The sequence below is a fragment of the Thioalkalivibrio sp. HK1 genome, from assembly GCA_000583135.1.
GTDB lineage: Bacteria > Pseudomonadota > Gammaproteobacteria > HK1 > HK1 > HK1.
The window spans coordinates 79,219-91,519 of sequence record JFBG01000023.1 but is presented as its reverse complement, the minus strand read 5'-3'; the positions used below and the strand labels follow the sequence as shown (position 1 = coordinate 91,519).

Below are 12,301 nucleotides of genomic sequence, written 5' to 3'. Positions count from 1 at the left end.
GCCGGGGCCGAGGAGGGAGCCTTCGGGATGCCATCTGACGAAATGCGAGTACGGGATGGGGTAAAAGGCATTTGAATTCTCATGGATTCTCACCGAAACAGGGCGGGGCTGTCGAAATCTCTTTTCTATGCGAAGCGATGTTGCCCTTTCGAGAATCGATCGGGAGTCGATCGAAAACTTATCGCATTGTTTTTATTGGGTTTTTCTCTCGATCCGGAAATTCAGAGCGTTTCCTCGGGATCGAACGAGGCAAAGAGGGCAACCGTTGTATCGTCGTTGTTCGCCGAAGTGCTTTCGATGGATCGAAGACTTGGCGAAATGCCCGTTTCAAGAGGAATCTTGCGGCCGAATATCGAGGCTTTGACCCGGATAGGCTCGCATCGATCGATGGGATAGGGGGTATCCATCTCATTTCATCGGTGAAGAGCCTCGATCGACCCTTCGATCGAGCGGATATTATTCTTCGAAAAAAGTGAACAAAAAACCCCGGCGGTGGTCAAAAGAGGCGATGTCCTTGAATCTAAGGACGATTTGCCGAGGAACGAAGCGATGAAATACCGGATCGGGGTGGTGGTGTGCGATTCCTATCGGTTGGCCCTCGAGGGCTTGGTGCTGTTGCTCAAAGAAGCATCCGATATCCATCTTCTCGGGGAGTGCGAAAAGGGAGAGGAGGCGGTTCGGCTGACACGAGAGCAGGGCGCGGATGTGCTCTTGACGGGTGTGGATATCCGTGATATCGGTGGGTTGGAAATCGCCCGGCGCTTGGGGTGGTGCAAAGGGCCGCCCGAGGTGGTGCTGATCGGCAATCCCGGGAGCGGTCCCATGGCTTCGCAGGCGTTGGACAGCGGCGCCTGCGGCTATCTCACTCGGCGTTGCAAGCCCGAGGAGGTAACGACCGCGATTCGAAGGGCGGCGGAGGGAATCCGCTATGTCGATGCGGATATCGCACAGGATATGATTGTCGAGAAATTGGCGCCCAAACGCTCGCCCATCGGGATGCTGACCGTGCGCGAACTGACGGTGATGGCCATGGTCACCAGCGGCTGCGACCGCAGTACCATCTCCGAGCGCCTTTGCATCAGCCCCAAGACGGTCAGCTCCTATCGGATGCGAGTCATGCGCAAAATCGGGGCCAACAACGATGTGGAGGTGGCGCTCTTTTGCATTCGCAACGGTCTTTTCGACCCCTGTCTGCCGGAACGGGATTCGGATTGAGTGGAGCAAGATACGCTACAACGATCCGTGCGAACGAATGGCTCGCTGCCATCGGCTCGGGTGATCGTGATGCCCACGAAGAAAAAGGGTAGGGGGGTTGGTTATGATGCGCTCGCCCCGGGTAAGGGATGCCAAAGTGCAAACAGGCCAAGAGAAAAGGCGAGAGGGCGGGTATCCCGTTTTAGGGGTATCGTCCATCGCTTGAAAAGCATGGCCGCCGATGCTCGATACCCTTGCCATTCGCAAGATGAATTCCCGAGGCGGAAAATAGCGCAAAATATTCGTTCAACGGTCTATCCGGCAAGCGCGAGAATCTTGGAAGGGGTGAATCCCGATTCACGATCCTTGATTCGCAACATCCGAATCGCAATGTTCGCGATCTCGGTCGGGCAAGTGACAACGAAAAAGCCATTCGCGGTCGATTCGCAAGCAAAAGGCGGAGCTCAATCTGTGGAATCGCAAGACAAGGCCTTCGATGCACGGGCTTTTTTGCAGAACTTGGGCAGCGATCCCGGGGTCTACCGAATGCTGGATCGGATGGCCCGTGTTCTTTATGTCGGAAAGGCGCGCAATCTCAAAAACAGGCTATCGAGCTATTTTCGAGATCGAGATCAGCTCGATGCCAAGACGCGAGCCTTGATGTCGCATACGGAGTCGATCGAGGTCACCCGCACCCATACCGAAACCGAGGCGCTGCTGCTCGAGAACAATCTGATCAAGGAACATCGCCCTCGATACAACATCGTCTTGAGGGACGACAAGAGTTTCCCCTATATCCACCTTTCCACGGAAGAGCGTTTTCCTCGCTTGGGTTTCCATCGCGGGGCGCAGCGTCGCAAAGGGCGCTATTTCGGCCCCTTCGCCAGCGCGGCCGCCACCCGCGACACCCTCAATCAGCTGCAAAAGCTCTTCCGGGTTCGCCAATGCGAGAATTCCTTCTTCAGCCATCGTTCCCGTCCTTGCCTGCAGTACCAGATCAAGCGTTGCACCGCTCCTTGCGTCGGACTGGTCGACGAAAAGGCCTATGCCCGCGATGTGCGCCATGCGCTGATGTTTCTCGAAGGAAAGAGCGAGGAGATGATCGACGAGCTGGTGCAGCGAATGGAGTCGGCTTCGCAGACGCTGGAATTCGAGATGGCGGCGCGCTATCGAGACCTGATCGCCTCTTTGCGGCGGGTTCAGGCCCGACAATATGTCTCGGGCTCCGGCGGGGATGTGGATGTCATCGCCGCTCGATCCGGCGACGGGGTAGGGGTGATCGAGCTCTTCGTGATCCGCAACGGCCAAAGCTTGGGTTCGCGTACGATACGGCCGGTACACGGGGCGGATGCGAGCGAGGCGGATCTGCTACGCGCCTTTCTCCCCCAACACTATCTCTCCCGTACCGGGCGCAAGCGGCCGGTGCCGGATGAAATTCTGCTGAGCGCCGATGTCGACGATGTCGATTTGCTCGAACGGGCGATCACCGAGCAAACCGGGCGCCGGGTTCCGGTACGCTCGAATGTGCGCGGCGAACGGGCGCGCTGGATCGCGATGGCCGTCGATAATGCCGAGCTCGCTCACCGGCAGGCGATCGCCGCTCGCACCGATTTGCGCGATCAGTTCGAGGCCCTGCGAGATCTGCTCGATCTCGATGACATCCCCGAACGCGTCGAATGCTTCGATATCAGCCATACGGGAGGGGAATCGCCGGTGGCTTCCTGCGTCGTTTTCGGGCATGAGGGCGCTCGAAAATCCGATTACCGCCGCTTCAATATCACCGGGATCAAGGCCGGAGACGATTATGCGGCGATGCGCAGCGCATTGGAAAGACGCTACGCTCGTCTGCAACGAGAAGAAGCGCCATTGCCGGATCTGCTGCTGATCGACGGCGGGCGAGGGCAGCTGCAACAAGCGATGGAGGCGCTCGAGGCATTGCAGATCGAGGGTATCGCATTGGCGGGGGTCGCCAAGGGGGTCTCGCGCAAGCCCGGCCTCGAGCGCATCGTTTTGCCCGATCGCAAGGAATCGCTCGACCCGGCATCGAATTCCCCGGCCTTGCATCTGATCCAGCGCATCCGGGACGAGGCGCATCGTTTTGCCATCACCGGGCACCGCGGCCAACGCGGTCGGGCCCGCAAGTCGTCGGTGTTGGAAGGGATCCCGGGGATCGGATCCCGCAAGCGGCAGCGACTGCTGAGCGAATTCGGCGGGTTGCAGGGGGTATCGCGCGCCGGGGTCGAAGATCTGATGCGCATCAAGGGCATCAGCCGCGAGCTTGCACTGCTCATCCACGGCGCCTTTCGCGAGGCATCATGAATCTGCCCAATCTCCTCACCGCCTTGCGCATCGCACTGATACCGGTGTTGGTGATCGTTTTCTACCTGCCTTTGACGTGGTCCCCCTCGGCGTGCGCCGCGATTTTCGCTCTGGCCGCCATAACGGATTGGGCGGATGGATTCCTCGCCCGACGCTTGGGGCAGGTCTCGAGCTTCGGGGCTTTCCTCGATCCGGTCGCGGATAAGTTGATGGTCGCGGTCACGCTGGTCTTGTTGGTGCAAAACGATCCCCGTTCCTTGATCGCGATCCCGGCGGCGATCATCATCGGCCGCGAGATCGTCGTTTCCGCTTTGCGGGAATTGATGGCCGAGCTCGGCGAGCGCACCACGGTGGCGGTGGCGAGCATCGGCAAGGTCAAAACCGCGGTGCAGATGATCGCTTTGCTGCTGATGCTCTATCGATACGATTACGGGTCCCTTCCTGTTTACGGTTTAGGCCTCGTTCTGCTTTATGTCGCGGTGGGATTGACGTTGTGGTCGATGTTCGTCTATCTGCAGGCGGCGTGGTCGGTGATCCGGGATAAGGAGGGAGCCGATTCGAAGGATCCCGATAACCCCTCCGGGCGCTGACGCCTTTTTCGATCGCCGAAGGAGCGAGGCGATCGATCGGGATTCGGCGGGGATCGACAAGCCGCATCTCCATGAGCCTTGGCCGTTTCGGGCTCAGGGCTGTGAGCCGATCATCAAGGCATTCGGGCCGCGAAAAAGCGCATCGCCGAGCGATGATCCCCGGCGTCCTCGTTTTCTTTTTCGAAAAAAAATCGCTTCGGGTTCTTGACAGAAATCTTTCGCTCCATACAATCTGCATTCTATCCAGCGGGAATAGCTCAGTTGGTAGAGCACAACCTTGCCAAGGTTGGGGTCGCGAGTTCGAATCTCGTTTCCCGCTCCAAATCCAATCATCGAAGCCGGTCGATGATCGAAAAGAGCGCGCCCGAGCGCTCTTTTTTTTCAATGGCTGAGTGGCAGAGTGGTTATGCAGCGGCCTGCAAAGCCGTGTACGCCGGTTCGATTCCGACCTCAGCCTCCATTTTTCTATCGGCAACCGATGCCGTTTGGTTTTCTTCATTGCCCGGGTGGCGAAATCAGGTAGACGCAGCGGACTCGTCAGGGTCCCCTGCGGGGAAACCCGCAGGTGAACAGGGGTCAAATTCGGGGAACCCTTAACAGGCTTGGCTGATGGCGATCCCGAGCTAAGCCCGCCGGTATTTCGCTCTTTCGGGTCGAGAAAGAGGAAAGCCGGGCGGGAAAGTGTAGAGACTAGACGGCCCCTGCCTAAGTGTCGATGCTTTCCAAGCACGAGCAGCCAAGGAAAGGGTGTGCGAATTTCGATTCGCGCTGTATCCCGATGGCGGCTCATGGTATGGATGCGAGTCGAAAAAAACGATCGATATCGGCATAGGGCAAAGGGATAGTCCAGACCACAAAACGCATTCGTCGGTCGATGAGACGGGATGGTTGCAAGGAATATCCTCCTTGGATGCGTGCGACATCCGGTCCGACCAGACCGACACGGCCTTAGGCGAACGATCGAAAGGCGCTCGATGCGTGCAGTGAAAACTGTGGTGGTAGGTAAAATCCGCCGGCTTTGGCCGTACCGGTTCGAGTCCGGTCCCGGGCACCATCTTCTTTCAGATATGAGCCTCGGAGTCGACCTGTCGACCGACCGGGAGGCGACTCGTTCGAGGAAGGTCGTCTCGATCGAACGATGCTGTTTCGAGGGAGATACCGTACCGATAGGCACGGGGTTCTTTTTCGCGGATGGCCGGCTTACTGCGTTGATATCATTCTCGGCCTCGTTCGATAATGCTACTTTACATAATATAGATTATGCGCAATTCGATGTGGCCGCTAGATGTAACCGCAATCCAAGGGCAGAATCCGGCCCTCGAAGCATCGGCGTGGCTGCATCCGGTCATATCGGGCCACTTCGAGATGCCGTTTCAACCCCCGATATAGGACATCTCGATACGGGGTCTTTCCTCGGTAGTTGCGCCTTCGGAGAGTGTCATCTCGCTCCTGAGTTCGGAATAACGATCGTCCCGCTGCCTCCACCTCGAGGCGATCGCGTTTGCCAGCGCCTCGTCATCGATGCCGCCTCTTAGCAGCGATCGCAGGTCGAATCCTCGGGTGGCGAAAAGACAGGTATAGAGCCGTCCCTCGGCCGACAGACGCGCCCGGGAGCAAGCCCCGCAAAAGGGTCGGGTGACGGAGGTGATGACCCCGATCTCCCCGTCGCCATCGACATAGCGCCAGCGCCGCGCAACCTCTCCCGCATAGTTCGGTTCCAAGGGTTCGAGCGGATGCTCGCGATCGATGATTCGGATGATTTCCTCGGCGGGGACCACATCGTCCAAACGCCAGCCGTTGGTGCTCCCGACATCCATATATTCGATGAAGCGAACGATATGGGGCGTGCCTTTGAAGCGTCGAGCCATCGGCAGGATATCGCTGTCGTTGACTTTGCGCTGCACCACCATGTTGATCTTGATGGAGGCGAAACCCGCCCGCTCGGCATGATCGATGGCTTCGAGCACCGGGCGCACGGAGACCCCCATATCGTTCATCGAGGAGAAGATCCCGTCGTCCAAGGCATCGAGGCTGACCGTCAGCCGCCGCAGCCCCGCGGCATGCAACTCCTCGGCGCGTTGTGCGCTCAGCAAGGAGGCATTGGTGGTCAGCGTCAGATCATCGACTCCGTCGATTTCCCCCAGCATCCGCACCAGCGCATCCAGATTCTGGCGCAAGAGCGGCTCTCCGCCGGTGAGTCGGATCTTGCGCACCCCATGGGATACGAAGATCGACACCAACCTGCGGATTTCCTCGAAGGTCAAAAGTTCTTTGCGCGGCATGAAGCGATGGCCGGCCCCGAACACCGACTTGGGCATGCAATAAGTGCAGCGGAAATTGCAACGATCGGTCACCGAAATTCGCAGATCGTGCAAAGAACGCCCGAGAAGATCGAAAGGCCGCTTCGACGAACGACTCGCCGAGGATGAGGAAGGATTATTTTCGGAAGATATCTTGTCCGGCGGTCGGCTCGTCCGGTCCCTTGCCGGGGGCGACAGATCATTCGCACCGCTTGAGGGGCGACTCATATCTGCTGCTCCGGCACGTGCAGGATGAGACCCTCCAGCTCGGGGGTGATGTGGATCTGGCATGTCAATCGGCTCGATTCTTTGGGCTCCCAAGCGAATTCGAGCAGACCGCTTTCATCATCGGCCGGGGCGGGCAAGGCGGCGACCCACTCATCGGCTACATAGCAGTGGCAGGTCGAACACGAGCACCCTCCCCCGCATTGAGCGAGGATGCCGGGGATGCCGTATTCCATCGCCCCTTCCATCACCGAGAGCCCTTCGGCGATTTCCACCGTCTCGGCGCTGCCATCGGGCTGAATGAACGTGACCTTCGGCATGCGTCAAATCATCTCCTGCATGGGGATCGACTCATCCTCCAACCGGCTCGGTTCGATCCGTGCCCGCTCCGGTAGCAATTTGCGACAGGCCATGAACTCGCGCGGGCGATTGACGGCATCCACCGCGATCAAGAGACCCTCTCGCAGGTAGAACAAGGCGAAGTCGTCGGCTTCCATCGATCCTCGCTGCACTACGGCATCGTAGCCCTCGGAGATCCCGGCCATTTGGAGTTTGAGATCGAACTGATCGCTCCAAAACCAAGGGATCTGCTCGTAGCGAAGCGGGTTTCCGACGATATTGGCCGCTGCGGTCTTTGCCTGCTCGATCGCATTTTGCACCGATTCCAAGCGCAGTCGGCGACCCAAGATCGGATTCGGATGGCGGGTGCAATCCCCGACGGCATAGATATGCGCATCGGATGTGCGGCAATGCTCATCGACCGAAATGCCGTCATCACAGGAAAGACCGGCTTTTTCCGCAAGATCGGTCGCCGGGCTCACGCCGATACCCACCACCGCCATATCCGCCGGGATCCGCTCGTCGAGACCGTCGCTCCCTTTGCATTCGACGACTTCGATCGCGTGGTTCCCGGAAAAGGCGCTGACCGCGGCATGGACTCGCACATCGACCCCGCGAGAGCGATGCGCCTCGAGGTAGTACTCGGACATTTCGGGAGCGGTCACCCGACCCAGCAAGCGCGGTGCGGCTTCGAGCACGCAAACATCGAGTCCTGCTTGCTTTGCGGTGGCGGCGACCTCGAGACCGATATAGCCCCCGCCCACGACCACCAGCTGCCTGCCCGCCTCCATCCGCCCTCGAATCGCATCGACATCCAAGAGGGTGCGAAGGTAGAAAATATCGGCGAGTTCGCTGCCGGGGATCGTCAATGATCGGGGACGGCTGCCAGTGGCGAGCACGAGATGGTCGTAAGACAGAACTTCGCCCCCTTCGAGCGTCACCTTTCGAGCGGCACGGTCCACCGCCAGAACCTCGCTGTCGGGGCGAAGATCGATCTCTTGGGTTTCGTAAAAAGACTGGGGGCGCAGAAAAAGCCTAGCCCTTTCAAGTTCGCCGCCCAAGTACTTCTTCGACAGCGGAGGGCGTTGATAGGGGGGTAGCCCTTCGGCGCCGCAAAGGATGATCTTGCCTTCATAACCCGCTTGACGCAGGCTGATGGCGGTCTGACCCCCGGCTTGTCCAGCTCCGGCAATGATGGTGGTTTCGGGCATCTCGATGTCTTTGTCGTCAGGTCTGTCGGTATCGGTGTCGGATCGATATTCGCAGCGTAGCGCCCTTTTTCGGTCTCTTCATCCATGAATCAAGCGCACCGACAAGACTCGTGTCGCTTACGAGAAATCGAAAAAATCGGCGCAAGGTGCGGACAAAATAGCGAGCGATCGAAAGCGTCTTTGTCCCTCGTGGCGATCGATCCGGCCAATCCGGCGATCAATTCCTCGCTCCTCGTATCGAGTCCCCGATATCGAGGCGAGAACGTGCGAAGATTCGAAGCGATATCGCATGAGAAGCAAAATCGCCGGATTTCGCCGAGGGATGGTTCACCAAGATGCGGATTTTATCACCGCTCTTACGCCGATGGCACCGAGCGATGGATTTTCAAGGCTGCAAGGCGCTATTGTATCCACTCGCCTCGATGTGAACGGCTCGAGCGCTCGGTGTTTTCGTGCAAGGCAAGGAAGACCATGAACCCCCCTACTCTGTTCACGATCGGCCATTCGAATCACCCGCTTCCTCGGATGATCGACCTGTTGCAAAAATACGATATCTCCTTGGTCGTCGATGTCCGCTCCAGCCCTTGGAGCCGATATAACCCTCAATTCAATCGCCCGAGCCTATCCAGGTATCTCGAATCGCAAGGCATCGCCTATCTTTTTCTAGGCCGAGAGCTCGGGGGGAGACCGGACGATCCCGATTGCTACGATGAGGGCGGACATATTCGCTATGACATCATCGCCGAAAAGCCATGGTTTCGGCGAGGGCTTGCAAGGATCGTCGACGAGGCGAAGGCATTCGAGATCGCCTTGATGTGCGCAGAGAAAGAACCGCTTCATTGCCATAGAACGCTGCTGGTTTCTCACGCCTTGGTCAAAGAAGGATCGAGGGTTGTGCACATCCTCGCCGACGGAAGCGCCGAGCCTCACCGGCAGACCATGGATCGATTGATACGAGGGGTCGAAGGCATATCGTCCGAAGGAGGGTCGGGGCGAGGAAAGACCCTCGATCTCTTTGCCTTTGAGGAGGATTCGACGAGGCCGACGACGGATATGACGGCGGTGCCCGCGGCCGCGGCGGATGAGACATCCCTTTCGATCGATGATGCGATTTCGATGCAAACCCGCCGATGGGGATTCAAACGAGATCGACGAAAACGATAGATCGCCGATCCGAGGCGCGCGATCAAGCAAGCAATACGAATCGATGTACCGATAGTCGATAATGAGGATTCGATACGCTGAAACTCGATCGGGGCTCGAATCATAGCGCCAGATGGAGGAACGCGAAAATCTTCAATAGCGACATGATCGCCAAGAAGATCAAACCGATGAATGCCCAGCGCAAAACGAATGCCGCAAACCGATCGATCTCCGCTTCGTTTTCATTGCACCACCCCACCAGCCACGAAAAAATCGATAAAGCTCGCTTTTTATTTCGGTTTCAGATCGAACACTCATGATATTTTCCTCCGATGCGATCGACAATCTCCTTGCCGGGCCTCCCTTCTTCTTTTTCGACATTGCAGTCCTTCAAAGCTGAATGATTTTGCTGCCTCTTTTTTCGGCCTGACGCGCCCCCTCATCGCCGCTACGATCCGGGCGCGGCGGGGTTCTCATCCCCACCTCCACCGCCGGACGGGCCTTGATCGCCTCGATCCAACGCTGCAGATGATCCAGACCCTCGACCGATACCCCCGACCAATCATGGATTTTGACCCAAGGATAGGTTGCCATATCGGCGATGCTGTAATCCCCGGCGAGGAATTCGACTTGGGAGAGGCGATGGTCGAGCACTTGGTAGAGCCTTCGAGTCTCATTTTGATAGCGCTGCACCGCCGGTTCATAACGCTCCGGAAAGTAGCGGTGAAAGACATTGGCCTGCCCCTGCATCGGCCCGACTCCCCCCATCTGAAACATCAACCATTGCAGCACGATGGAGCGCTTCCGATCGTCGCCTTCCCCGAAAAAACGTCCGCTCTTTTGCGCCAAGTAAACCAAAATGGCACCGGATTCGAAGACCGCAAAATCATCGGCATCCCGATCGACGATGGCGGGAATGCGTCCATTCGGATTGATCGCCAAAAACTCGGGTCGCTTTTGATCGCCGTCGGATAAAGACAGTACCTTGAGATCGTAAGCGATACCCATTTCTTCCAAGGCGATCGATACTTTATAGCCATTGGGCGTCGCTGCGGTATAGAAATCGATCATCGTCACTCCTCATTCACGATTCGGCTCGATGAGATGAACCAGCGTCAGTTATCGACGGTGGCATCATGAATCCAAAAATCCTTGAAACGACTCTCAAGACGACTCTTCTTGAATCTCTTTGAGCGTTTTTCCGTCTTTGTCTTTCCAAACGATCCGTCCGTTTTGTGACGCTCCGGAGATCACTACGGCTGCCGTTGATGGCGTCTTGAATTTTACATCTTGCATGAAATAGATCTGATCTCCTTGGTATTTGATTTCGCCACGTGCGATCAAGCTTTCCCGTTTCGCACGGCCCCATGGAATTAAACGGGGGCTCACCTCCCTAGCACCCAATGAACCCGCTAGGACGAGGAACGCATCGGATGAGTAAATGCCCGATGCTCTGATTTTTTTCAGAGGAGCATTGAAATACAGCCTGATACAGGATAAGGAATCCGTCGGTTTCGCTTTCGGTTGCGGTCGATTGGGTGATACCGAATTCAGGCGAACATCAGAAGTCGATTCGATCAGTCGATCACGCAGATACTCAATGGTTTGCCCGCTTGGGCCATGAATGAAATATTGATAGACATTAACCGCGGTCCATCCCGATACGATTTTTCCGTAATCCACCAAGCTCATCTCTTCCCCATGATATTTGCATCTTTCATCTGAAATCAAAATGGCTTTTTGATCAGGTGTTTTTTTGAACCAGACAACATCCCCGATTTTCATTACTCCGGCTGCTACCATATCCTTGATATTCGGTAGGTTGATTCGTGATGGTAGTTGATCGGTCGATATCGAACTTGAGCGGGCGCGGGAAGGTGAAACGGACAACTGGTTGCGCAAACCTCCTATGGTTACTCCACTCGAGCCATGGATCAAATAATCATAGATTGACACCACCCCACTCCACCCCGATGCGATTTTAGCATACTCCGCCAGACTCATTTCTTTTCCCTCATACTCGCATCTTCCATCCATAGTCAAAACCGCCCTTCGATCGGGAGTTCTTTTGAACCAAATAATATCACCGGCTTTCATTACGCCAGCAACCATCATCTCCTTGACTCTCGGATATTCGGTGCGTATTCGCTTTGGGGAATTTTTGGTAGTGCTATGATATCCATATTTTGATGATGTACTTACTGTCGTCAAATTACCATCGGCATCTATAAGCGCGTTTTCCCATGCTTCGTTCGTTTTTTCAGGTAAACGCCGTTCTTCTCTTCGTTCGAGATAAGAAAACCCGAGAGTATCGAGAAGAGTGATGACATGCTCCAAATACCTATCCGCCATCGATTGATCGGATCGGGAGATCGGTGGCAGTTTTGGGATGCTCCGGTTCTCAAGATTCAACTTATCGGCATTTTTCGCTAGGTCCATCATACGTGCTTCAAGGTATTTGAAGTGTGTTTTATTGATGTTTTCGTCTTTGTTGATGAGGATAAAAGCAATCTCCCAAAAATCCGTTTCCGCCAGATGCAAGCGCAACTGAATTTTGACATTCTCAGTTTCCGCTATATAAATAGCCGGTTTTCGCCCGGTATCATTCCCTCCGAAAAGAATATAAATCCCCTGACGTTCGATTTCATCTCCCCACTCGCTTTCCAAATTCTCGATCTCTTCTCGCTGACAAACAAACACTTGTCCGGTCCAATTGACGATATCGGCGACTTTGATTCCTCGCTTGGATAGGCCACCCGGAATGTAGATGGTGATTTTTTCACCGCGATCGCTCATACATCATCCCTCCGTATCCTCTTCGGCGTATCCGTGGACTCGTGGTGCCCTACTCCGATAAACCGGTCGAGTCCGTGAGGTCAATGGTACTACACCCAAGCATCAGTGAACAATGAAAATTCGGATCATCGCCCTACTCCACTTTATCCTACTCCATATTATCGAGGCAAGGGCGAAAGGATCG

At 56.2% G+C, this 12,301-nt stretch carries 9 protein-coding genes and 2 tRNA genes; 6 read left to right on the top strand and 5 right to left on the bottom strand.

Annotation, left to right across the window (positions count from 1 at the left end; genetic code table 11):
* Nucleotides 1–549 precede the first annotated feature (549 nt).
* The 5 genes from BF99_RS0108170 to BF99_RS0108145 all read left to right on the top strand — a co-directional run bounded on the left by BF99_RS0108170 (nucleotide 550) and on the right by BF99_RS0108145 (nucleotide 4,563).
* Entirely contained in the window at nucleotides 550–1,215 is a 666-nt protein-coding gene (locus BF99_RS0108170; protein ID WP_038097779.1) for a LuxR C-terminal-related transcriptional regulator, read from the top strand.
* 450 nt (nucleotides 1,216–1,665) lie between these two features.
* Nucleotides 1,666–3,513: an excinuclease ABC subunit UvrC gene (uvrC, locus tag BF99_RS0108165; protein WP_038097777.1), complete on the top strand. Its 1,848-nt coding sequence runs from the start codon at nucleotides 1,666–1,668 to the stop codon at nucleotides 3,511–3,513.
* Nucleotides 3,510–4,103 carry a CDP-diacylglycerol--glycerol-3-phosphate 3-phosphatidyltransferase gene (pgsA, locus tag BF99_RS0108160; protein ID WP_038097721.1) on the top strand — a complete coding sequence of 198 codons (594 nt, stop codon included), beginning with the start codon at nucleotides 3,510–3,512 and terminating at the stop codon, nucleotides 4,101–4,103. Before uvrC ends, pgsA begins: the two co-directional genes overlap by 4 nt.
* A 246-nt stretch (nucleotides 4,104–4,349) precedes the next feature.
* Nucleotides 4,350–4,425 (top strand) — tRNA-Gly (locus tag BF99_RS0108150).
* A 64-nt stretch (nucleotides 4,426–4,489) separates the two neighbouring features.
* A tRNA-Cys gene (locus BF99_RS0108145) sits at nucleotides 4,490–4,563 on the top strand.
* A 913-nt stretch (nucleotides 4,564–5,476) separates the two neighbouring features.
* Here the strand turns inward: BF99_RS0108145 and moaA are convergent.
* From moaA to BF99_RS0108120, 3 genes are all read right to left on the bottom strand, one after another.
* A complete protein-coding gene (gene moaA, locus BF99_RS0108130) occupies nucleotides 5,477–6,556 on the bottom strand; it encodes a GTP 3',8-cyclase MoaA (RefSeq protein WP_306699673.1) in 1,080 nt (359 codons plus the stop codon).
* A 71-nt stretch (nucleotides 6,557–6,627) separates the two neighbouring features.
* Complete coding sequence (locus tag BF99_RS0108125) at nucleotides 6,628–6,948, bottom strand: 2Fe-2S iron-sulfur cluster-binding protein (RefSeq protein WP_025770473.1); 321 nt, start codon at nucleotides 6,946–6,948, stop codon at nucleotides 6,628–6,630.
* Between the two features lie 3 nt (nucleotides 6,949–6,951).
* Entirely contained in the window at nucleotides 6,952–8,178 is a 1,227-nt protein-coding gene (locus tag BF99_RS0108120; RefSeq protein WP_025770472.1) for an NAD(P)/FAD-dependent oxidoreductase, read from the bottom strand.
* A 471-nt stretch (nucleotides 8,179–8,649) separates the two neighbouring features.
* Between BF99_RS0108120 and BF99_RS23360 the strand changes: the two genes are divergently transcribed.
* The gene (locus BF99_RS23360) at nucleotides 8,650–9,342 is read left to right on the top strand and encodes a DUF488 domain-containing protein (RefSeq protein WP_025770471.1); all 693 of its coding nucleotides are present in this window, start codon (nucleotides 8,650–8,652) and stop codon (nucleotides 9,340–9,342) included.
* A 369-nt stretch (nucleotides 9,343–9,711) separates the two neighbouring features.
* On the opposite strand, the gene BF99_RS0108100 is transcribed toward BF99_RS23360, so the two are convergent.
* Together BF99_RS0108100 and BF99_RS0108095 are read right to left on the bottom strand one after the other, a co-directional pair.
* Complete coding sequence (locus BF99_RS0108100; protein ID WP_025770470.1) at nucleotides 9,712–10,392, bottom strand: glutathione S-transferase family protein; 681 nt, start codon at nucleotides 10,390–10,392, stop codon at nucleotides 9,712–9,714.
* Nucleotides 10,393–10,485: 93 nt separating this feature from the next.
* Nucleotides 10,486–12,117 (bottom strand): GIY-YIG nuclease family protein, encoded by a 1,632-nt coding sequence (locus BF99_RS0108095; RefSeq protein WP_025770469.1) that lies wholly within the window; start codon nucleotides 12,115–12,117, stop codon nucleotides 10,486–10,488.
* Nucleotides 12,118–12,301 lie beyond the last annotated feature (184 nt).

Excerpts from the sequence above, each read along its gene's own strand:
- BF99_RS0108095 (WP_025770469.1), bottom strand. The coding sequence starts at position 12,117 with ATGAGCGATCGCGGTGAAAAAATCACCATCTACATTCCGGGTGGCCTA.
- BF99_RS0108170 (WP_038097779.1), top strand. The coding sequence starts at position 550 with ATGAAATACCGGATCGGGGTGGTGGTGTGCGATTCCTATCGGTTGGCC.
- BF99_RS0108120 (WP_025770472.1), bottom strand. The coding sequence starts at position 8,178 with ATGCCCGAAACCACCATCATTGCCGGAGCTGGACAAGCCGGGGGTCAG.
- BF99_RS23360 (WP_025770471.1), top strand. The coding sequence starts at position 8,650 with ATGAACCCCCCTACTCTGTTCACGATCGGCCATTCGAATCACCCGCTT.
- BF99_RS0108100 (WP_025770470.1), bottom strand. The coding sequence starts at position 10,392 with ATGATCGATTTCTATACCGCAGCGACGCCCAATGGCTATAAAGTATCG.
- BF99_RS0108125 (WP_025770473.1), bottom strand. The coding sequence starts at position 6,948 with ATGCCGAAGGTCACGTTCATTCAGCCCGATGGCAGCGCCGAGACGGTG.
- pgsA (WP_038097721.1), top strand. The coding sequence starts at position 3,510 with ATGAATCTGCCCAATCTCCTCACCGCCTTGCGCATCGCACTGATACCG.